This window comes from Streptomyces sp. NPDC050485 (assembly GCF_044458185.1).
Lineage (GTDB): Bacteria > Actinomycetota > Actinomycetes > Streptomycetales > Streptomycetaceae > Streptomyces.
The window spans coordinates 1-22,093 of the sequence record NZ_JBITHR010000017.1 but is presented as its reverse complement, the minus strand read 5'-3'; the positions used below and the strand labels follow the sequence as shown (position 1 = coordinate 22,093).

At 69.4% G+C, this 22,093-nt stretch carries 18 protein-coding genes; 12 read left to right on the top strand and 6 right to left on the bottom strand.

The annotated features are described in order from the left end of the window. Positions 1-9 precede the first annotated feature (9 nt). The 8 genes from ACIBK6_RS29270 (at position 10) to ACIBK6_RS29235 (ending at position 9,109) form a co-directional block, all read left to right on the top strand. Positions 10-1,065, top strand: coding sequence for an ABC transporter ATP-binding protein (locus tag ACIBK6_RS29270; protein ID WP_399054410.1), 1,056 nt, complete (start codon positions 10-12; stop codon positions 1,063-1,065). Beyond that, positions 1,058-2,209, top strand: a complete 1,152-nt coding sequence (locus ACIBK6_RS29265) for an ABC transporter ATP-binding protein (protein WP_399054409.1) — start codon at positions 1,058-1,060, stop codon at positions 2,207-2,209. Before ACIBK6_RS29270 ends, ACIBK6_RS29265 begins: the two co-directional genes overlap by 8 nt. 99 nt (positions 2,210-2,308) lie before the next feature. Beyond that, on the top strand, positions 2,309-3,334 hold the full coding sequence (locus tag ACIBK6_RS29260) for a GNAT family N-acetyltransferase (RefSeq protein ID WP_399054408.1): 1,026 nt from the start codon (positions 2,309-2,311) through the stop codon (positions 3,332-3,334). Between the two features lie 116 nt (positions 3,335-3,450). Further along, positions 3,451-5,082 carry an ABC transporter substrate-binding protein gene (locus ACIBK6_RS29255; protein WP_399054407.1) on the top strand — a complete coding sequence of 544 codons (1,632 nt, stop codon included), beginning with the start codon at positions 3,451-3,453 and terminating at the stop codon, positions 5,080-5,082. Positions 5,083-5,163: 81 nt separating this feature from the next. Then, positions 5,164-6,087, top strand: a complete 924-nt coding sequence (locus ACIBK6_RS29250) for an ABC transporter permease (RefSeq protein ID WP_399054406.1) — start codon at positions 5,164-5,166, stop codon at positions 6,085-6,087. Further along, entirely contained in the window at positions 6,080-7,081 is a 1,002-nt protein-coding gene (locus ACIBK6_RS29245) for an ABC transporter permease (RefSeq protein ID WP_399054405.1), read from the top strand. The genes ACIBK6_RS29250 and ACIBK6_RS29245 overlap by 8 nt, the downstream gene beginning before the upstream one ends. Before the next feature lie 11 nt (positions 7,082-7,092). Further along, positions 7,093-8,067 carry an ABC transporter ATP-binding protein gene (locus tag ACIBK6_RS29240; protein WP_399054404.1) on the top strand — a complete coding sequence of 325 codons (975 nt, stop codon included), beginning with the start codon at positions 7,093-7,095 and terminating at the stop codon, positions 8,065-8,067. Beyond that, on the top strand, positions 8,060-9,109 hold the full coding sequence (locus tag ACIBK6_RS29235) for an ABC transporter ATP-binding protein (protein WP_399054403.1): 1,050 nt from the start codon (positions 8,060-8,062) through the stop codon (positions 9,107-9,109). The genes ACIBK6_RS29240 and ACIBK6_RS29235 overlap by 8 nt, the downstream gene beginning before the upstream one ends. On the opposite strand, the gene ACIBK6_RS29230 is transcribed toward ACIBK6_RS29235, so the two are convergent. The 6 genes from ACIBK6_RS29230 to ACIBK6_RS29205 form a co-directional block, all read right to left on the bottom strand. Continuing rightward, entirely contained in the window at positions 9,106-10,242 is a 1,137-nt protein-coding gene (locus tag ACIBK6_RS29230; RefSeq protein WP_399054402.1) for an ABC transporter ATP-binding protein, read from the bottom strand. The genes ACIBK6_RS29235 and ACIBK6_RS29230 overlap by 4 nt on opposite strands. A 20-nt stretch (positions 10,243-10,262) precedes the next feature. After that, positions 10,263-11,330: an ABC transporter ATP-binding protein gene (locus tag ACIBK6_RS29225; protein ID WP_399054401.1), complete on the bottom strand. Its 1,068-nt coding sequence runs from the start codon at positions 11,328-11,330 to the stop codon at positions 10,263-10,265. A gap of 29 nt (positions 11,331-11,359) precedes the next feature. Next, the gene (locus ACIBK6_RS29220) at positions 11,360-12,337 is read right to left on the bottom strand and encodes an ABC transporter permease (protein ID WP_399054400.1); all 978 of its coding nucleotides are present in this window, start codon (positions 12,335-12,337) and stop codon (positions 11,360-11,362) included. A gap of 70 nt (positions 12,338-12,407) precedes the next feature. Then, positions 12,408-14,186, bottom strand: a complete 1,779-nt coding sequence (locus ACIBK6_RS29215) for an ABC transporter substrate-binding protein (RefSeq protein WP_399054399.1) — start codon at positions 14,184-14,186, stop codon at positions 12,408-12,410. A gap of 29 nt (positions 14,187-14,215) precedes the next feature. Then, positions 14,216-15,229, bottom strand: a complete 1,014-nt coding sequence (locus ACIBK6_RS29210; protein WP_399054398.1) for an ABC transporter permease — start codon at positions 15,227-15,229, stop codon at positions 14,216-14,218. Positions 15,230-15,594: 365 nt separating this feature from the next. After that, entirely contained in the window at positions 15,595-17,766 is a 2,172-nt protein-coding gene (locus ACIBK6_RS29205; RefSeq protein WP_399054397.1) for a prolyl oligopeptidase family serine peptidase, read from the bottom strand. Between the two features lie 195 nt (positions 17,767-17,961). On the opposite strand from ACIBK6_RS29205, the gene ACIBK6_RS29200 reads away from it, so the two are divergent. The 4 genes from ACIBK6_RS29200 (at position 17,962) to ACIBK6_RS29185 (ending at position 21,967) form a co-directional block, all read left to right on the top strand. Next, positions 17,962-18,156 (top strand): DUF2304 family protein, encoded by a 195-nt coding sequence (locus ACIBK6_RS29200; RefSeq protein ID WP_329463234.1) that lies wholly within the window; start codon positions 17,962-17,964, stop codon positions 18,154-18,156. An 80-nt stretch (positions 18,157-18,236) separates the two neighbouring features. Further along, a complete protein-coding gene (gene mshB / locus ACIBK6_RS29195; protein ID WP_399054396.1) occupies positions 18,237-19,121 on the top strand; it encodes an N-acetyl-1-D-myo-inositol-2-amino-2-deoxy-alpha-D-glucopyranoside deacetylase in 885 nt (294 codons plus the stop codon). Continuing rightward, complete coding sequence (locus ACIBK6_RS29190; protein WP_399054395.1) at positions 19,118-19,528, top strand: DUF6113 family protein; 411 nt, start codon at positions 19,118-19,120, stop codon at positions 19,526-19,528. The genes mshB and ACIBK6_RS29190 overlap by 4 nt, the downstream gene beginning before the upstream one ends. A gap of 168 nt (positions 19,529-19,696) precedes the next feature. Continuing rightward, complete coding sequence (locus ACIBK6_RS29185; protein ID WP_399054394.1) at positions 19,697-21,967, top strand: hypothetical protein; 2,271 nt, start codon at positions 19,697-19,699, stop codon at positions 21,965-21,967. The last annotated feature ends 126 nt before the right edge of the window (positions 21,968-22,093 follow it).

Here is a 22,093-nt window from a genome sequence, read left to right as displayed (position 1 = left end):
CACCACCACATGACTACTGCACACGTGACCGCGGAAGTGCCCGGCCAGCGGGCCGGCGACAGCGACGGCCCGGTGCTCGACGTGCGCGACCTGCACGTCGAGTTCAAGACCCGCGAGGGCATCGTCAAGGCCGTCAACGGCGTCAACTACAGCGTCAAGTCCGGTGAGACGCTCGCCGTTCTCGGCGAGTCGGGCTCCGGCAAGTCCGTGACGGCCCAGGCCATCATGGGCATCCTCGACTCGCCTCCCGGGCGGGTCGCCAAGGGCGAGATCCTCTTCCAGGGCCAGGACATCCTGAAGCTCCCGGAGAGCGAGCGGCGCAAGCTGCGCGGCCCGAAGATGGCGATGATCTTCCAGGACGCGCTGTCCGCGCTCAACCCGGTGTTCTCCGTCGGCAACCAGCTGGGCGAGATGTTCCGCGTCCACCAGGGCATGTCCAAGAAGGACGCCAAGGCCAAGTCCATCGAGCTGATGGAGCGGGTGAAGATCCCCGCTGCCCGCAGCCGGGTCAACGACTACCCGCACCAGTTCTCCGGCGGTATGCGCCAGCGCATCATGATCGCCATGGCGATGGCCCTGGAGCCCGACCTGATCATCGCGGACGAGCCCACCACGGCGCTCGACGTGACGGTCCAGGCCCAGGTCATGGACCTGCTCCAGGACCTCCAGCGCGAGTACAACATGGGGCTCATCCTGATCACCCACGACCTGGGTGTGGTCGCCGACGTCGCCGACAAGATCGCGGTGATGTACGCGGGCCGGATCGTCGAGGAGGCCCCGGTCCACGAGATCTACAAGCGTCCCGCGCACCCGTACACGCGCGGTCTGCTCGACTCGATCCCGCGCCTGGACCAGAAGGGCCAGGAGCTCTTCGCGATCAAGGGCCTGCCGCCCAACCTGCTGAAGGCGCCGTCCGGTTGCGCCTTCAACCCGCGCTGCCCCAAGGCGCAGGACATCTGCCGTACCGACGTTCCGGCGCTCCTGCCGGTGACCGAGCGGGACGGCACCGAGCTGGTCGGTCGCGGCAGCGCATGCCACTTCTGGAAGGAGCAGATCCATGGCTGACATGAACAAGAGGGACGACGCCGTGGACGACGCCACCCCCAACGTCACCGAGGTGGAGACGGTCGACGCGGCCACCGAGGCGGAGGCCGTAGCCGCCATCGAGGCCCCGGTCGACCGCGGTGAGCCGATCCTTCAGGTGCGCAACCTGGTCAAGCACTTCCCGCTGACCCAGGGCATCCTCTTCAAGAAGCAGATCGGCGCGGTCAAGGCCGTCGACGGCATCTCCTTCGACCTCTTCCAGGGCGAGACGCTCGGCATCGTCGGCGAGTCCGGCTGCGGCAAGTCGACCGTCGCCAAGGTGCTCATGCTCCTGGAGGCGGCGACCGCGGGCGAGGTCTTCTACAAGGGCCAGGACATCACCAAGCTGTCCGGGCGCGCCCTGAAGGCCGTGCGCCGCAACATCCAGATGGTGTTCCAGGACCCGTACACCTCGCTCAACCCCCGTATGACGGTGGGCGACATCATCGGGGAGCCGTTCGAGATCCACCCCGAGGTGGCCCCGAAGGGCGACCGGCGGCGCAAGGTCCAGGAGCTCCTGGACGTCGTGGGTCTCAACCCGGAGTACATCAACCGGTACCCGCACCAGTTCTCCGGCGGTCAGCGCCAGCGCATCGGCATCGCCCGCGGTCTGGCCCTGAACCCCGAGATCATCATCTGCGACGAGCCGGTCTCCGCCCTGGACGTGTCGGTCCAGGCGCAGGTCATCAACCTGATGGCGAATCTGCAGGACGAGTTCAACCTGTCCTACATCTTCATCGCGCACGACCTGTCGATCGTCCGGCACATCTCCGACCGGGTCGGTGTGATGTACCTCGGCAAGATGGCCGAGATCGGCACCGACCAGCAGATCTACGAGCACCCCACGCACCCGTACACCCAGGCGCTGCTCTCGGCCGTCCCGGTCCCGGACCCGGCGGCCCGCGAGCACCGCGAGCGGATCATTCTCACCGGTGACGTGCCCTCGCCGGCCAACCCGCCGTCGGGCTGCCGCTTCCGTACCCGCTGCTGGAAGGCCGAGGACCGCTGCGCCACCGAGGTGCCGGTGCTCGCGGTCCCGGAGCGGTTCGCGGGACAGGACACTCCGGCCGCACACGAGTCGGCCTGTCACTTCGCCGAGGAGAAGGACGTCGTCGGCGCGGCGTGATGTGGCGGCCGGGCCCGTGGTTGTCTTCCGATCCGGAAGAGAACCACGGGCCCGGCTGTTTTTTGCCAACTACCGTCTGCTTCAAGGGAGTTGTCGCAGGTGCTGCACCATGTCGAGCTGTGGGTTCCCGACCTTGAGCCGGCCAAGGAGTCGTGGGGCTGGCTTCTGGAGAGCCTCGGCTACCGCCCGTACCAGGACTGGCGGGCCGGCCGCAGCTGGCTGAGTGGCGAGACGTACGTCGTGGTGGAGCGGTCCCCGGCGCAGACCTCGGCGTCGCACGAGCGCACCCGGCCCGGCCTCAACCACCTCGCCTTCCACGTCACCGACCGGGCCGCCCTCGACACGCTGGTCGAAGCGGCGCCCGCGCACGGCTGGACCCTCCTCTTCCCCGACCGGCACCCCTTCGCGGGCGGCCCCGCACACTGCGCCGGGTACCTGGAGAACGCGGCCGGGTTCGAGGTCGAGCTGGTCGTGCGGACCCCTGCCGAAGAACCGCCCCCTTCCGAAGGGCGGGCCGCGGACCCCAGTCCGGCGGCGACGGACGGGGCGGCCCCGCTGCGCTTCCAGGAGCTGACCGGACACGGGCTGCGGCTGCGGGCCTGGCGGGACGACGAGGCCGATGTGGACGCGGTGATACGGGGCCTGAACGATCCCGAAGCGCTGCGCTGGGGCCCGCCCGTCGCGCTGGTGGATCCGGCCGGCGCCCGGGAGTTCATCCGCAGGTGCGCCGACCGCTGGGCCGGCGGCAGGTTCGCCCCCTACTGCGTCGCCGACGCGGACACCGACGCCCCGCTCGGCAGCGTCGCCCTGCACAACATCTTTCTCCCGATGGGTCACGCGGGCATCGGCTACTGGCTGCTGCCCGAGGCGCGGGGACGCGGTGCGACGACCAACGCCGTGAATCTGCTGACCGGTTGGGCGTTCGGCACCCTCGGGCTGCACCGCATCGCGCTGGGCCACGCGATCGGCAACGACTCCTCGTGCCGGGTGGCCGAGCGCTGCGGCTTCGCGTACGAGGGCATCTCGCGCGGCTACCTGCCGGCCACCCCGGCCGGAACCTTCCACGACATGCACCAGCACGCCCGCCTCTCGACGGACCCGGCGCCTGGAGTCCCGGGCGGGTGAGCCCGTTCGGAGCACCGTTCCGTCCGGCGGACTTAAAGGTGCGGCATTTGCATGTCTAGGGTGATATTTGGGCCTAAGCGAGACTTGGGACTCAAGTGGGACTCTAGGAGGACTCCATGCGCGGAGCCACGCACGCCAAGTGGGCCGCAGCTGCGGTGGTCGTCGCCCTGGCGGCGACGGCCTGCGGTGGCGGGGGCAGCGGTGGTGGTGGCGGCGGTGCCAACGGAATCGTCAGTTCGTCCTGGGGCGACCCGCAGAACCCGCTCGAACCCGCCAACACCAACGAGGTCCAGGGCGGCAAGGTCCTGGACATGCTGATGCGCGGTCTCAAGCGGTACGACCCGAAGACCGGCGAGGCCAAGAACATGCTCGCCAACACGATCGACACGACGGACTCGCAGAACTTCAAGGTCACGCTGAAGGACGGCTGGACGTTCTCCAACGGCGAGAAGATCACCGCCAAGTCCTTCGTGGACGCCTGGAACTACGGCGCGAACCTGAAGAACAACCAGAAGAACGCGTCGATGTTCGCCTACATCGACGGCTACGCCGAGGTCCACCCCAAGAGCGGCAGCCCGACCGCCGAGACCATGTCCGGGCTCAAGGTCGTGGACGACAAGAACTTCACGGTCAAGCTCAACCAGAAGTTCTCCACCTGGCCCGACACCCTCGGCTACCCGGCGTTCGCGCCGCTGCCCACGGCGTTCTTCGACAACCACGCGGCCTGGCTGTCCAAGCCGGTCGGCAACGGGCCGTACACGGTGGACTCGTACACCAAGGGCTCCAAGCTGTCGATGCGCAAGTGGGCCGGGTACATGGGCGACGACAAGGCGCAGAACGGCGGCATCGACCTCAAGGTCTACACCGACAACAACACCGCCTACACCGACCTGACGGCCGGCAACCTCGACCTCGTGGACGATGTGCCCGCCTCCCAGCTCAAGAACGTCAAGGCCGACCTCGGCAGCCGGTACATCAACACCCCGGCCGGCATCATCCAGACCCTCGCCTTCCCGTACTACGACGCCGCCTGGAACACCCCGAACGCGGTCAAGGTCCGCACGGGCCTGTCGATGGCGATCAACCGCCAGCAGATCACCGACACCATCTTCCAGAAGACCCGCACCCCCGCCACCGACTGGACCTCTCCGGTGCTCGGCGACAGCGGCGGCTACAAGGCCGGGCTCTGCGGCGCCGCCTGCACCTACAACCCCACCGAGGCGAAGAAGCTCATCACCGAGGGCGGCGGCATCCCCGGCGGGCAGCTGAAGATCTCGTACAACGCGGACACCGGCTCGCACAAGGAATGGGTCGACGCCATCTGCAACAGCGTCAACAACGCGCTGGGCAACGACAAGGCGTGTGTGGGCAACCCGGTCGGCACCTTCGCCGACTTCCGCAGCCAGATCACCCAGTCCAAGATGAGCGGCCCGTTCCGGGCGGGCTGGCAGATGGACTACCCGCTGATCCAGAACTTCCTGCAGCCGCTCTACTACACCGGCGCCTCCTCCAACGACGGCAAGTGGACCAACGCCGAGTTCGACAAGCTCATCGACCAGGCCAACGCCGAGACCGACAAGGCGAAGGCGGTCGCCGACTTCCAACAGGCCGAAGGGGTGCTGCGGGACCAGATGGGCGCCATCCCCCTCTGGTACCAGAACGGCAGCGCCGGCTACTCCTCCCGCGTCTCCAACGTCTCGCTGAACCCCTTCAGCGTGCCGGTCTACGACCAGATCAAGGTCAGCTGACGCCGCGCGGCGGACGGCCCGGCGCTCTCAGCGGCGCCGGGCCGCGCCCCTTGCGAGTTCCGACGACCCCCGGAGGGCCCCATGGGACGGTATGTGATCCGGCGTCTGCTCCAGATGATCCCGGTCTTCTTCGGCGCCACCCTGCTGATCTTCCTGATGGTCAACGTGATGGGGGATCCGATCGCCGGGCTCTGCGGCGACAAGGCCTGTGACCCCGCCACCGCCGCCCAGCTCAAGAGGGAGTTCGGCCTCGACAAGCCGGTGTGGCAGCAGTACCTGACGTACATGGGGAACGTGTTCACCGGCGACTTCGGGACCGCGTTCAACGGGCAGAAGGTCACCGAGCTGATGTCCGCCGCCTTCCCCGTCACCATCCGGCTGACCATCGTGGCGATCATCTTCGAGATCGTCATCGGCATCAGCCTCGGCGTGGTCACCGGGCTGCGGCGCGGCCGGCCCGTCGACACCGTCGTCCTGATGCTCACCCTCGTCGTCATCGCCATCCCCGTCTTCGTCACCGGACTGCTGCTGCAACTGCTGCTCGGTGTCGAGTGGGGCGCCATCAGGCCGACGGTGTCCCCGGAGGCGCCGTTCAACGAACTCCTGCTCCCCGGGCTGGTGTTGGCGTCCGTGTCGCTCGCGTACGTCACCCGGCTCACCAGGACGTCCATCGCCGAGAACGCCCGCGCCGACTACGTGCGCACCGCCGTCGCCAAGGGCCTGCCGCGACGGCGGGTGATCACCAGGCACCTGCTGCGCAATTCGCTGATCCCCGTGGTCACCTTCATCGGCACCGACGTCGGCGCGCTGATGGGCGGTGCGATCGTCACCGAGCGGATCTTCAACATCCACGGCGTCGGCTACCAGCTCTACCAGGGCATCCTGCGCCAGAGCACCCAGACCGTGGTCGGCTTCGTGACCGTGCTCGTGCTTGTCTTCCTGATCGCCAACCTCATCGTCGACCTCCTGTACGCCGTACTCGACCCGAGGATCCGCTATGCCTGAGCCTTTCGACGACGGAGCGATCGCCGCGACGGGGGCCGGCGGTGCGATGGACCTCGCGGCGAGCGAGGCCACCACCCTGGAGCAGCCGCCATCGGCCGCCTCCGGCGGACGGGGCCCGGGCGGCCCCCTGGGCACCGGGCCCGCCGAGAAGCCGCGCTCGCTGTGGTCGGACGCCTGGCGGGATCTGCGCCGCAACCCCGTCTTCATCGTCGCCGGTCTCGTCATCCTGTTCCTGCTGGTCATCGCGATCTGGCCGTCGCTGATCGCGTCGGGCAACCCGCTCCGGTGCGACCTCGCCAAGGCCCAGCTGGGCTCCGCGCCGGGCCACCCCTTCGGCTACGACGGCCAGGGCTGCGACGTCTACACGCGTACGGTCCACGGCGCCCGCGCCTCGGTCACCGTCGGCGTGTGCACCACCGTCGGCGTCGCCCTGTTCGGCTCGGTCGTCGGCGGCCTCGCCGGGTTCTTCGGCGGCGGCTGGGACGCGCTGCTCTCCCGCGTCACCGACATCTTCTTCGGCATCCCCGTGGTCCTCGGCGGCCTCGTCTTCCTTTCGGTGATCACCTCCACCACCGTCTGGCCGGTCATCGGCTTCATGATCCTGCTCGGCTGGCCGCAGATCGCCCGCATCGCGCGCGGCTCGGTCATCACCGCCAAACAGAACGACTACGTCCAGGCGGCCCGCGCGCTCGGCGCCTCCAACTCCCGGATGCTGCTGCGCCACATCGCGCCCAACGCGGTCGCCCCCGTCATCGTGGTGGCGACCATCGCGCTCGGTACGTTCATCGCGCTCGAAGCGACGCTCTCCTACCTCGGCGTCGGCCTGAAGCCGCCCACCGTCTCCTGGGGCATCGACATCTCGGCCGCATCCCAGTACATCCGCAACGCCCCGCACATGCTGCTCTGGCCGGCCGGTGCGCTGGCGATCACGGTGCTCGCGTTCATCATGCTCGGCGACGCGGTGCGCGACGCCCTCGACCCCAAGCTGCGTTGAGGAGCCGGACCATGCTGCTCGAAGTGCGCGATCTGCACGTGGAGTTCAAGACCCGGGACGGCGTGGCCAAGGCCGTCAACGGGGTCAACTACTCGGTGGAGGCGGGCGAGACGCTGGCCGTGCTCGGCGAGTCCGGCTCCGGGAAGTCCGTCACCGCGCAGGCCGTGATGGGGATCCTGGACATGCCGCCGGGACGGATCGCCGGCGGCGAGATCATCTTCCAGGGCCAGGACCTGCTCACGCTCAAGGAGGACGAGCGGCGCAGGATCCGCGGCTCCAAGATGGCCATGATCTTCCAGGACGCGCTGTCCTCGCTGAACCCCGTGCTCAGTGTGGGAGACCAGCTCGCCGAGATGTTCACCGTCCACCGCGGCATGTCGCGCAAGGACGCCAGGGCCAAGGCCGTCGAGCTGATGGACCGGGTGCGCATCCCCGCCGCCAAGGAGCGCGTCGGCCAGTACCCGCACCAGTTCTCCGGCGGCATGCGCCAGCGCATCATGATCGCGATGGCGATGGCCCTGGAACCGTCCCTGATCATCGCGGACGAGCCGACCACCGCCCTCGACGTCACCGTCCAGGCCCAAGTCATGGACCTGCTGGCCGAGTTGCAGCGCGAGCTGAACATGGGGCTCATCCTGATCACCCACGACCTGGGCGTGGTCGCCGATGTCGCCGACAAGATCGCGGTGATGTACGCGGGCCGCATCGTCGAGCAGGCCCCGGTCCACCAGATCTACCGGGCGCCGGCGCATCCGTACACCAAGGGCCTGCTTGAGTCGATCCCGCGCCTGGACCAGAAGGGCCAGGAACTGTACGCGATCAAGGGCCTGCCGCCGAACCTGATGCACATCCCGCCGGGCTGCGCCTTCAACCCGCGCTGCCCGCTGGCCCAGGACATCTGCCGTACCGACGTACCGCCGCTGTTCGAGGTGGCCGAGGACCGGCAGAGCGCGTGCTTCTTCTGGAAGGAGACCCTCGATGGCTGAGGCCATTCTGGAGGTCCGGGACCTGGTCAAGCACTACCCGCTGACCCAGGGCATCCTCTTCAAGAAGCAGATCGGCGCGGTCAAGGCGGTCGACGGGGTCTCCTTCGACCTGGCGGCCGGCGAGACGCTCGGCATCGTGGGCGAGTCCGGCTGCGGCAAGTCGACCGTGGCGAAGATGCTGGTCAACCTGGAACGGCCGACCTCCGGGCAGATCAAGTACAAGGGCGAGGACATCACCGAGATGTCGGGCCGGGCCCTCAAGGCCGTGCGCCGCAACATCCAGATGGTCTTCCAGGACCCGTACACCTCCCTCAACCCGCGCATGACGGTCGGCGACATCATCGGGGAGCCGTACGAGATCCACCCGGAGGTCGCGCCGAAGGGGAACCGCCGGAAGAAGGTCCAGGACCTGCTCGACGTGGTGGGGCTCAACCCCGAGTACATCAACCGCTACCCGCACCAGTTCAGCGGCGGCCAGCGCCAACGCATCGGCATCGCACGGGGGCTGGCCCTCCAGCCGGAGATCATCGTCGCGGACGAACCGGTCTCCGCGCTCGACGTGTCGGTGCAGGCGCAGGTCGTGAACCTGCTCGACCGGCTGCAGAACGAGTTCTCGCTGTCGTACGTGTTCATCGCCCACGACCTGTCCATCGTGCGGCACATCTCCGACCGGGTCGGGGTGATGTATCTGGGCCGGATCGTCGAGATCGGTCGCGACGAGGAGATCTACGAGCACCCCACGCACCCGTACACCCAGGCGCTGCTCTCGGCCGTCCCGGTCCCGGACCCGTCGGCGCGCGCGCACCGCGAACGGATCCTGCTGACCGGTGACGTGCCGTCCCCCGCGAACCCGCCGTCCGGCTGCCCCTTCCGCACCCGGTGCTGGAAGGCGCAGGAGCGGTGCGCGCTGGAGGTGCCCCTGCTCGCCGTGCCGGCCGAGTTCCGGCTGATTCAGGGCCCCGCGCACCACCCTTCGTCGTGCCACTTCGCGGAGGAGAAGCGGGTGGTGCCGGTGGAGGGGGAGGGGCCGGGCGCGGGTTAGGGGGTGTCCGGTGGTGCCTCCTCGATCGCGAGCAGTGCCGGGTCGAGGACCACGTCCGCGTCCCGGGCCGCAAGCGTCGGATCCTCCGGGAAGTGACATGCCGTCAGGTGGCCCTCCCGGTTGCCTTCGACGCGTACCAGAGGGGGAGTCTCGGCGGCGCACTTGTCCCGCGCCTTCCAGCAGCGGGTGCGGAACCGGCAGCCGGACGGCGGGTTCACCGGCGAGGGCACGTCGCCGGCAAGCCGGATGCGCTCGCGGCCCTCGCCCTCCTCGTCCACCACCGCCTCCGGCACCGCCGAGAGCAGCGCGTGGGTGTACGGGTGGCGCGGGCGCTGGTAGATCGACTCGCGGTCGCCGACCTCGACGATCCGGCCCAGGTACATCACGGCGACCCGCTGCGAGAAGTGCCGCACGATCGCCAGGTCGTGGGCGATGAAGAGGAAGGCGATGTCCAGCTCCCGCTGGAGCTCCTGGAGCAGGTTGACCACCTGTGCCTGGATCGACACGTCGAGCGCGGAGACCGGCTCGTCGGCCACGATCAGTTTCGGTTCCATGCCCAACGCGCGGGCCACACCGATGCGTTGGCGCTGGCCGCCGGAGAACTCGTGCGGGAAGCGGTTGTAGTGCTCCGGGTTGAGGCCGACGGTTTCCAGGAGTTCGCGGACCCGGCGCTCGACGCCGCCGGGCGGCTTGATGCCGTTGACCACCATCGGGTTGGCGACGATGTCGCCGACCGTCTGGCGCGGATTGAGCGAGGCGTACGGGTCCTGGAAGATCATCTGGATCTCGGACCTGATCGGCGCGAGCGCCCGGCGGGAGGCGTGGGTGATGTCCTGGCCTGCGTAGACGACCTTTCCGGCGGTGGGTTCCAGGAGGCGGGTGACCAGGCGGCCGGTGGTCGACTTGCCGCAGCCGGACTCGCCGACCAGGCCGAGCGTCTCGCCCGGCCCGATGCTGAGGTCGATCCCGTCCACCGCGCGCACGTCGCCGACGTGCCGCTTGATGAGGAACCCCATGGTGATCGGGAAGTACTTGGCGAGGCCGGTCACTTCGAGCAGCGGGCCGGTGGCGCCGGCCCTGGGCGCGGGCTCCTGGCCGGGCGGCTTGGCGAGGCTGGTGGCTTTCTCACTCATGGCGATGTCCCGCATCCTTGTCAGCGCAGCCGGGGGCGGATCTGCTCGGTGAAGACGGCTTCCGTCTGTTCGGCCGTCAAGTGGCAGGCCGCGCCGCGTCGTTGGTCCTCCGGCAGATCGGGCCGGACGGTGCGGCAGGCCCCGTCCGCCACCTCGCCGGTGAAGCCGCACCGGGGGTGGAAGGGGCAGCCGGGCGGTGGCGAGAGCAGGCTCGGCGGGGTGCCGGGGATCGGCACCAGCGGGCTGTCCACGGCGGAGTCCAGGCGCGGGATGGAGCTGAGCAGCCCCCAGCTGTAGGGGTGCTGGGGCCGCCGCATGACCTCCTTGACGGTGCCGCGCTCCACGCAGCGGCCCGCGTACATCACCATCACGTGGTCGGCGGTCTTGGCGATCACCCCCAGGTCGTGGGTGATGATGATGATCGCCGAACCGGTCTCCTGCTGGAGGTCCTTGAGCAGGTCGAGGATCTGCGCCTGGACCGTCACGTCGAGCGCGGTGGTGGGCTCGTCGGCGATCACCAGGTCCGGGTCGCAGACCAGCGCCATCGCGATCATCGCGCGCTGGCGCATGCCGCCGGAGAACTGGTGCGGGTAGTCGTCGACGCGCAGTTCGGGCTGCGGGATGCCGACCTTGCGCAGCATGTCCACGGCCCGCGCCCGCGCCTCCCGCCGGGAGGCGCCGGTGTGCTTCATGAGGGGCTCGGCGATCTGCCGGCCCACCGTGTAGAACGGCGAGAGCGCGGCCAGCGAGTCCTGGAAGACCATCGCCATCTTCTTGCCGCGCAGCCGGTTCAGCTGCCGCTCGGTGGCGCCGGTCAACTCCTGCCCGTCGAGCAGGATCTCGCCCCGGATCGTGGTGTTGCGCGGGTTGTGCAGCCCCAGGATCGCCAGGTTGGTCACCGACTTGCCGGAGCCCGACTCGCCGACGATGCCCAGCGTGGAGCCGCGTTCCAGATCGAAGGAGAGACCGTCGACGGCCTTGACGGTGCCGTCCTCGGTGGCGAAGTGGACGTACAGGTCCCGGATCGAGAGGAAGGCGGAGGCCGGCTCGGCGGCCGGTGCGGCGGCGGTCTGGCTCAAGGTGGACACGGGGCGCATCTCCTGTGGGTCTGCGGGCCTCAAGTGAGCCTGATCCGGGGGTCGATGAAGGCGTACGCCAGGTCGACGACGATGTTGCAGACGACGATCAGGGTGGCGCCGATGAGCATGACGGCCATCTCCAGCGGCAGGTCGCTGCGCAGCACGGCCTGCACCGAGAGCAGCCCCAGGCCGTGCAGACCGAAGGTGACCTCGGTGATGATCGCGCCGCCGAGCACCGCACTCAGGTCCACGCCGAAGATGGTGATGATGGTGGCCATCGCGCCGCGCAGCGCGTACCGCAGGAACACGTAGCGGGACGACATGCCTTTGGCGCGGGCCGCCCTGATGTGGTCCTCCGACAGCTGCTCGACCATCAACGAGCGGGTCTGGCGGCTGTAGTTGGACCAGAAGATCACCGACAGGACCAGGCACGGCAGGATCATGCCGGTGACCGAACCCCAGGCGTCGTGCTTCCAGTCCACGTCGTGGCCCCGGTCGAGCCAGCCCAGCTTGGTGGAGAGGAACAGGATCGCGAGCGGGCCGATGAAGTAGATCTGCACCGACTGCCCGAGCAGCGAGGTGGAGCTGGCGATGCGGTCGAAGACCGTGCCCTGGCGCCAGGCCGAGACGAGGCCGAGCGAGACCCCGATGGTGAGGAAGACCGCCGAGCCGCCGACGGCCAGCGTCAGCGTCGTCGGGTAGCTGTCGGCGATCGTGCCCCAGACCGGCTGCTGATTGGCGAAGGAATAGCCGAAACAGGGTGCCGGGCAGTCACCGATGGGCATGTGGCGGCCGGCGAATATACCCACCATGTAATGCCAGTACTGCGTCCAGATCGGCAGGTTGAGCCCGAGGTTCTTCCGGATCAGTGCCACGTTCTGTGGATCACACTGCTTTCCACAGGAGAGCAGAGCCGGGTCGGAGGGCAGGAAGAAGAAGAGGAAATAGGTGATCATGCTGATCAACACCAGGATGACCATGGCACCGAGCACGCGGCGCACCAGGAAACGGAACATCGGCTGACTCTTCCGTCGCTATGCGGTTTCCCCGGCCCGACGCCGGGCCGGGGAAACCGAGCCGCACGTGCTACTGCTTCACGAAGATCGTATTCGGGTTGATCGTCCCGTAGATCTCGTTGTAGGTGACGCCACCGAGACCGGAACCGTGCAGGTTGAAGTACTTGTCGAAGATGAACGGAATCTGCGACGTGTCGTTCTGCAGCACGTACTCGGCGAGCGTCCGCCACTCGTCGGCCTGCTTGGTCAGGTCCGTGATCTGGTTGATGCGGTCGATCTCGGAGTTGACCTTCGGGTCGTTCATGAACGAGTAGTTGTTGGTGCCGTCCATCAGGTTGCGCCCGTCCATGGTCGGCGGGACGACCGTCGAGCCGTTGGGCCAGTCCGCGCCCCAGCCGGTGCGGTACATGTCGTACGGGGTGTCCAGCTTGCCGACCACGGTGTAGTACGTGGTCGGGTCGACCGCCTTGCGCTCGACCTTGAAGCCGGCCTTCTCCAGCGCCTTCTGGATGGTCAGCGTGACGTTGTCCCACTTCGGGGTGTTGGCGTAGGCCAGCGAGATCTTGTACGGGGTGGTGACGCCCGCCTGCTTCAGGAGCGCCAGCGACTTGTCGGGGTCACCCATGGGCTTGGCGAGCTTGCCGAACGGGTCGAACTTCTGCCAGCCGGCCACGGTCGGGCTGAGCAGCGTGGTGCCGAGGTCGCCCTGCGCGCCGCCGCCGAAGGCCTGCTGGACCTGCTGCATCGGGAACGCGTACGCCAGCGCCTGGCGGACCTTCGGGTCCTTGATCCGCTTGGCGTTGATGTTGAACACCTCGACGTACGGCTGGTACTCGTTGACCGTCCGGTTCTTGTACTGCGGGTCCGAGGTCAGCGTCTGCATCTTCGACGGGTCCGCCGAGTTCGCCATGTCGATGGCGTACTTGTCGGTGCTGGTGTCGGCGGCGAGCCGGTTGGTCAGACCCGGCTCCTGGATGCCGAGCTGGAACTCCCACTTGTCCGGGTAGGCGTTGCGGATCGGGTCGGTCTTCGGGTCCCAGTTGGTGTTGCGCTCAAACGTGAGCGACTTGCCCGGCTTGTAGTCCGCGATCTTGTACGGGCCGGTGGCGACCGGGTGGTTGTTGTACTTCTGCTTGTCGTCCTTGGCCTTGGGGACCGGCGAGATGTTGGGCATCGCCATCGCGTACGGGGTGTCCGCGTGCGGCTGGAGGAAGTGGAAGACGATCGTCTTGTCGTTGGGGGTGGCGATCTGCGCGTCCGGGATCTCCTTGCCGTCGTACGGACCGGCGTACTGCTTGCGGTAGTCGGGGCCGTAGATCCACTTCTGGACGTACTGCGGTCCCTGCGTCTGGTAGTCGGCGAAGAGCCGCTCGATGCCGTACTTGATGTCCTTCGTGGTGACCGGCGTGCCGTCCTCGAACTTCACCCCGTCCTTCAGGGTGTACGTCCAGGTCTTCGAGCCGTCGGAGGGGGTGCCGGTGTCGGTGGCCAGGTCGCCGACGACGACCGTCTTGCCGGTCTTCGGGTCGATCTTGTAGCCGGTGAGCGAGCGGTTGTAGAGCAACTGCACCGAGAGCTGGTCGCTCACGTACTGCTGGCCCGGGTCGAGGTAGTCGAAGCCGGTCTGGTCGAGGCTGTACGCGGTGCCGCCGGGCTTGGCGCCGTCGACCGCGACGGCCGGGCCGGTGGAGTCGGCCTTGGTGCCCACCCCGAAGTTCTGCACCTCGGCCTTCTTGCCCCCGCCGGGAGCCTTGCCGTTGTCGGCTCCGCCGCTGCTGCAGGCGGCCGTCAGCGCCAGTGCCCCCACCGCGAGAACCGCGGAAACCTGGCGCGCCTTGTTTTTTCTCATGGATTCCTGCCTGTCAGGATGATCGGACTTCAGCGCACGGTCTTGGGGTCGAGAGCGTCCCGGACCGAATCCCCGAGCAGGTTGAACGCGACGACGAAGACGACCATCGCGATGCCGGGGAAGAACATGAAGGTGAGATCGGAGTCGTAGTACGTGGCTCCGGACTGGAAGAGCAGGCCCCAGTCCGGAGTGGGGCTGTGGACCCCGACGCCGAGGTAGGAGAGCCCCGCCTCGGCGGTGACGTTGACCGGCAGCAGCAACGTCGCCTGCACCAGCACGGTCGACCAGATGTTGGGCAGCAGCTCCTTGCGGATGATCCGCCAGCCGGAGGCGCCGCTGAGCCGGGCCGCCTCGATGAACTCGCGTTCGCGCAGCGAGAGCACCTGGGCCCGGATGAGCCGGCCGATCGTCATCCAGCCGAGGATCAGCTGCACCAGGATCAGCGCCACCACCCGGACGTAGGCCGGCTCCTCCTCGGTGGGCGAGACGAACAGGGCCACGATCACCGGGGTGAAGGCGATGAAGAAGAGCTGCTGCGGGAAGGACAGCATCAGGTCCGAGAACCGGCCGAGGAAGTAGTCGGTCCGGCCGCCCAGGTAGCCCTGGACCAGGCCGATGAGCACCCCGATGACGACCGCGACCACGGTGACCGCGAGGGCGATGAGCAGCGAGGTGCGGATGCCGTAGATCAGCAGCGTGAACACGTCGCGGCCCAGCTTCGGTTCGAGGCCGAACCAGAAGTTCCCGTCGATACCGCCGTTGGGCTTGAGCGGAATGCCGTAGTCGTTCAGCAGCCCGCGGTCCTGTCCGTACAGCTGGTACGGATCCTTGCCGTACAGCTTGGAGATGAGTGGGGCGGCCAGCGCGATCACGATGAATCCGAGCACCGTAAAGGCGCACAGGATTCCGACCTTGTCGCGTTTGAACCGGATCCACGCGAGACGCCCGGGTGAGCGTCCGACAAGTTCACTGGTCTTCGCTTCGATACCGCTGGCCGCTTCGGGGTCGTCGCCCTCTCCGGGGAGTGGATCAGTCGGCTCCATGGCAGCTCTTGTGGAACTCGTCATTTCGCATTGCCCCCCGCGCCGGAAGGTTTCAGCAGCGCCGCATGGCGTCATTTGTTGACGGGAACATTCATGCGTGCGGCGGTGTGCGTCAAGGGGTTTGGGCGGGCCGGGGTGAACTCATCGATTAACTTGGCGGAAGATTTCTCTCTTTGGTGCGGACGCGTGCTTGACAGGCTTCCGGCATATCCGGAATCTGGCGCTAAATATCCATCAACTTCCGTAACACACAAGCAACTTGACGGTCGCATCCCCGATATACGGACACGTCACTCTGGGCATCGTACGGCCGTGCGGGTGCCGTGGCCGGCCGGGCGACACCGTGTTGCCCGGCCGGCCGTCAGTTAGCTCCGGTGCAGCCCCAACGACCTGCGCAGGAAGTCGACTTGGAGCAGCAGCAGGTTTTCGGCCACCCGCTCCTGGGGGGTCATGTGGGTCACGCCCGTCAGGGGAAGCACCTCGTGGGGGTGGCCCGCGGCGAGGAGCGCCGAGGACAGCCGAAGGGTGTGCGCCGCCACCACGTTGTCGTCCGCCATGCCGTGGATGACCATCAGGGGGCGGGCCGGATTCGCCGGTCGCGTCAACTCGCCCGAGGAGACAAGGGAGTTGGAGCGGTAGACCTCCGGGGACGCGGACGGCAGTCCCAGGTAGCGCTCCGTGTAGTGGGTGTCGTACAGCTCCCAGTCCACCACCGGCGCCCCCGCGATGCCCGCGTGGAAGACGTCCGGCCGCCGCAGCACGGCCAGCGCGGACAGATAGCCGCCGAAGGACCAGCCCCGCATCGCCACCCGCCCGAGGTCCAGCGGGTAGGCACCCGCCAGTCCGTGCAGCGCCTCGATCTGGTCGTCGAGCGCGAGCGTGAAGTCGTCCCTGATCGACTTCTCCCACGCCGGGGAGCGGCCCGGGGTGCCGCGGCCGTCGGCGACGACCACCGCGAAGCCCTGGTCGGCGAACCACTGGGAGGCGAGGTGCGCGTTGTGCGCGGCCAGCACCCGCTGTCCGTGCGGCCCGCCGTACGGATCCATCAGTACCGGCAGCGGCCCGTCCGACTCGCGGTAGTGGGCCGGGAGCAGCACGGCGCATGGGATCCGCCGTGCGCCCCCTTCGGTGAGCCGGAGCCGCACCGCGAGGCCAGGTTCGTCCGCGTACGAGGCGATCTTGGCCAGTTCCTTGCCGTCCCGCAGCACTCGGACGACCGTCCCCGGCCGGTCGGGCCGCGCCGAACTGAGCACGGTGACCGCGCCGGAGCGGACGGCCGAGTGGACGCCGGCGCCGTCCGAGACGCGTTCCGTACCCAGCTCATTGACCCGGTACACATGGATTTCGCCGGTCTCGGGGGCACCGGAGGCGGCGGCGGGTGCCTTCTCGCCTGCCGACGCGGAGATCAGCACATCGCTGCCGCCGATGTCGAGCACCGCCCTGACCTGCAACTGCGGCCCGGTCAGGGTCCGGTCGCCGACCGCCAGGACGCGCGCCCCGCCCTCGTCGGCAATCCGCACCAGACGGCCGTCGGGCGCCCAGGCCGGCCCGCCCGGAAGGAGTTCGAGCCAGTCGGGGTCCTCGTCGACGTGCACGGTGCGGGTCGCGCCCGACTCCGGGTCCACGGCGAGGTGGAGCTGGGTGCGCTGGTCCCTGGACTGGACGAGCAGCAGCGGCGCCCCGTCCGACGACCAGTGCACCCGGGCGAGGTAGGGGTGGCGGGCCCGGTCCCAGACGATCTCGGTACGGGCGCCGTCGAGCGCGTACACGAAGAGCCGCACCTCGGCGTTGGGCGTGCCGGCCGCCGGATAGGCGACCCGTGCGGGCTCCTCGCCGGGGTTGGCCGGGTCGGCGATCCACCAGCGGCGCACGCCCGTCTCGTCCGCGCGGGCGACGAGCAGCCGGTCCGAGTCGGGGCTCCACCAGTGACCGCGCGAGCGCGCCATCTCCTCGGCGGCGATGAACTCCGCGAGCCCGTACGTCACTTCGGGCGACTCCGGCTCGGCGAGCGCCCGGTCGCCCTCGCCCTCGGCCCCGACGACCCGCAGCGCACCCCGCGCCACATAGGCCACGTGGCGGCCGTCGGGGGAGGGGCGGGGGTCGAGCACCGGGCCCCGGGCCGGCAGTTCGCGGGCGGTCCCGGCGCGCAGCTCGGCGGTGAACAGGCGTCCGGAGAGGGCGAACGCGGCGAGCTCCACGGCCGCGTCGGTGGCGTAGGCGACGATTCCGGCCGAACCCTCCCGGCTGCGTTCGCGCCGGGCGCGCTCCTGCGCGGAGAGCCGTTCGCCGTGCCCGCCGAGCAGGGCGTCGGGGTCGGCCGCGACTCGCTCCGCGGCGCCGCGTGCCAGGTCGAGCACCCAGAGCCGGTTGCTGCGTTCGGAGCCGCCGGCCGAGCGCAGGAAGACGACCCGCTCGCCGTCCGGCGCGATGGTGAAGGCGCGGGGCGCGCCGAGCGTGAAGCGCTGGGTGCGTGCCGAGTGCCGGGGGAACGAGAGCTGCCCGGGGTCCTGTGGGTGCCTGGATGCAGTGGTCGTCATGAGGGGAACCTAGTCCCCCCGGGCCCAACCCGCCGTGCGTGCCGTGCGTGCGCCCCTTGTGCGCCCATGCCCCGATTAATGCCTTCCCACGGATAGTTATGATCCGTAGCGCTGAGTGGGTATGAACCTGCTGCTGTATGCGCACTGCTGGGTCCGGTCCGTCCGATCCACTGGAACAGATGGAGGTGAACCGCCGTGGCACTCTCGATTTCGGCGGTGGTGCTGCTGGCGATCGTCGTCTTCCTGCTGGTCCGGAAATCCGGGCTGAAGGCCGGACACGCGGTGGTCTGCATGCTGCTCGGCTTCTACCTGGCGAGTTCCTCCATCGCCCCCACGATCAGCCAGGTCACCAGCAATGTCGCCGGAATGATCGGCGGAATCAAGTTCTGATACGGACGGTACCGGCCGATCCCGGTGGCGCCCGGGCGACGGCCGGCGCGGTGGCGGCCCCGGCCTCGTAGGCTGGGCCCATGTCGGAATTCCCCGCCCGCCGCCTCCTCCTGGTGCACGCGCACCCGGACGACGAGTCGATCAACAACGGCGCCACCATGGCCAAGTACGCCGCCGAGGGCGCCCAGGTCACCCTGGTGACCTGCACCCTCGGCGAAGAGGGCGAGGTCATCCCGCCGAGCCTGGCCCACCTCGCGCCCGACCGGGAGGGCGGCCTCGGCGCCCACCGCATCGGTGAACTCGCCGCCGCGATGAAGGAACTCGGCGTCGGCGACCACCGGTTCCTCGGCGGCCCCGGCCGGTTCCGCGACTCCGGGATGATGGGCGTCGAGCAGAACCACCGCGCGGGCGCCTTCTGGAACGCGGAGGTGGACGAAGCGGCCGCGTACCTCGTAGAGGTGATTCGCTCGGTGCGCCCGCAGGTCCTCGTCACGTACGACCCCGACGGCGGCTACGGGCACCCCGACCACATCCAGGCGCACCGCGTCGCGATGCGCGCCGCCGAACTCGCCGCGGAGTCCGCCTACCGCCACGACCTGGGCGAACCGCACGGCATCGCGAAGATCTACTGGAACCGGGTGCCCCGCCCGGTCGCCGAGCACGCCTTCGCCGAACTCCGCGCCGCGAACCCGGATTTCCCCGGCATCTCCGCCATCGACGACGTCCCGGGCGTGGTGGACGAGTCGGACATCACGGCCGAGATCGACGGCAGTGCGTACGCGGCAGCCAAGAGCGCGGCGATGCGCGCGCACGAGACCCAGATCACCGTACGGGGGCCCTACTTCGCGCTCTCCAACGACCTGGCCCAGCCGATCTTCACCACCGAGTACTACCAGTTGGCGGCCGGTGAGAGCGGGGCCGGGGCCGGTCGCGAGCACGACCTGTTCGAAGGTGTGGGCGCATGAGTACGGGTACGCGTACGAGTACGAACGCCGGATTGGGTAGCGGCGCGGTGCGGATCGCCGTGCATCTGCTCCTCATTGTTCTCGGGGCGGTCGTCGGAGCGGCCGGAGCGCTGGTCCAGGCCGCCTGGTTCCCCGGCGGCCTGCTGCTGTCCCTCGCCGGGGCCGCCGGGCTCTTCTACGCCGGTACGCAACTGACGGGCGGCCGGGGCGGAGCGGGGGCACCCGCGGCCGGCTGGCTGGTCGCCGTCGTCCTGCTCACCACCTCGCGTCCGGAGGGCGACTTCATCTTCGGTGCCGGAATCGGGTCGTATGTCTTCCTCCTGGGTGGCATGCTCGCCGCTGTGATCTGCGCCACGATCGGCCAATTCGTACAACCGGGCGGGCCGGCGGCCCGACTTGGCGAGTGACGTGCGCAGGCACGCCGACGCAGTAGAAGAGGACGGGGCGCGCCTTCTCCGGGCCGCCCGGAACGTGAACGCGGCGGCCAGTATGGTGGTGCGCGCCGCCGAGCCGCCCGTACAGAGGGACCACGTGAACGAGACCGGGTGGCGGAGCCAATCGGGAGTGAACCAGCCTTGAGTCGTGAAACTGACAGTTCGTCCTCCGGCCCGCAGGGGCGGGGCGCAGCCGCGTACCCGTCGGGTACCCCGCCGTACGGGACCCCGTCGCCCGCGGGCCAGGACGCTCCTGAAGTCGCCGCCGAGCCGGACCAGCCCAAGACCGAGACCACGCTGACGACGCGGATCCGGATCAACATCCCGGGCTCACGCCCCATTCCGCCGGTCGTCATGCGCACGCCCATGAGCGATGCCGCCAAGGCGGCGAGCGCGGAAAGCGTGAGCGAGCGCACCGGTTCGGTGGCCAGACCCGAGACGCCCGAGGCCGAGCCGGCGGAGCCGGGCGCCGACGAGCGGCCCGCCAGCGACTGGTTCGCCCCGCGCAAGTCCGCGGCGGCCCCGGGCGCTTCGGCGACCCCGCCGTCCGGCACCCCGCGGCCCGACCTCCCGTACTTCTCGGACGGCGCGAACGGCGCGGGCGGCCGCGACGGCTCGGAGGGGGCGCGTCCCGCGCTGCCGTCCGGGCCCACCACGGGACCCGTCACCGGAAACGCCGCGCTGCCGACCCGGCCGGTCGGCAACCGCGCGGGCATGGGGCAGGGCGCGGCCCTCTCCCAGAACCCGGGCCGCGGTGCGGACGCCGGTCAACTCCCGGGCCAGCGCTCCGACTTGGGGCGCGGGGCGGGCGAAGGTCTGCGCCAGGGACCGGACATGGGGCGCGGCGACGGTCTGCGTCCCGGTCCGGATTCGGGGCGCGGTGATGGGCTGCGTCCCGGTTCCGAGGGTCTTCGTCCCGGGCGGGACCAGGGCCGCGGCGACGGCTTCCGGCCCGGCCAGGATCCGGCTCGCGGTCAGGGCATGGGCATGGGCCAGGGCGCGGGCCAGGGCATGGGCATGGGCATCGGCTCCGGCATGAACCAGGGCATGAGCCAGGGGCGCGGCAACGGTCTTCGTCCCGGGCAGGAGCCGGGGCAGGGCGGTGGCGGAGTCCACCCCTTCGCCCCCGGCGGGACGGGTGCCGTTCCCGTCATGTCCGACGACACGGCGATCCTCACCCCGCAGCCCCCGGCGCCCAGCCCGTTCACGCAGTCCGTGGGCAACCCGCTCGCCAGCCCGGCCGTCAATCCCGCGGTATCCGTGCCCGCGCCCGGCGGTCACGTCTCCGGTGACACGCTCACCAGTGGCATCCCGGTCGTCCCGCCGGAGCACCGCGGCGCGTCCTACCCGCCCGGCATGTCCGGCCCCGGCGGCCCGCACCTCACGCCGCCCCCGGACCCCGACTCCGCCGAGTCCGAGCCCCCCGGCCCGCCGGCCCGTACCGGTGCGTCCGCCGCCCCCGCGAAGAAGGGCCGCTCCAAGCTGGCCCTGATCGGTGGCGGCCTGGTCGTCCTGGCCGGTGTCGCGTACGGCGCGGGTCTGGTCCTCAACCACTCCGAGGTGCCCAAGGGCACCACCGTCCTCGGTGTCGACATCGGCGGCGGCACCAGGGAGGCGGCCGTCGCCAAGCTGGACCAGACGCTCGGCAAGCGTGCCGCCCAGCCGCTGCACCTCACCGTCGACGGCAAGCAGGAGCAGCTGAGGCCGGAGATCGCGGGCCTCTCGCTGGACAGCCAGGCCACCGTGCGGGCCGCCTCGGGCAGCGACTACAACCCGGTGTCCGTCATCGGCTCGCTGTTCGGCGGCAAGCGGGTGGCCGAGCCGGTGATCCCGGTGGACCAGGAGAAGCTCGGCGTCGCGCTGACCGACCTCGCGGGGGCCTCCGGCTCGGCGACGGACGGCACCATCAAGTTCGTTCCGGGCAAGGCCGTCGCCGTACCGGGCAAGGCGGGCAAGTCCCTCGATGTGAACCGCTCGATGATCTCGGTGAAGGACGCGTACCGGACCCAGGTCCAGACCGGCAAGGCGGACGCGGTGGCGCTGCCCGTCTCGGACCACCAGCCCACCGTCACCCAGGCCGAGATCGACCGGGCGATGAAGGAGTTCGCGCAGCCCGCGATGTCCGGACTCGTCACGATCAAGGCGGGTGGCAAGCACATCGACTTCGGCCCCGCGAAGTCGCTCCCCAAGATCCTTTCGATGAAGCCGATCGACGGGAAGCTGATCGAGGTCTACGACAAGAAGGCGATCACCGAGCTGCTCGGCAGCACGTTCAAGGGCGTCATGATCCTCAAGGGTGACGGCCAGAAGCACGAGGTGTCGGCGGACGACGTGGCGCACGCCATGCAGACCGCCCTGCGCGGCAAGACCACCGCCGAGCGCACCGTGACGATCGACCCCAACCCCAGCTGAGCCGGGTCTGCGCACCGCCCCCGCACCTGATGGATGCTGTTGGTTAATCCGGGGGGGGCTGGTTCTACTTCGCCCCGTCGAGCGTGAGCTCGGCGGGGCGAAGTGCTGCGAAGTGGCTGGTGCGGG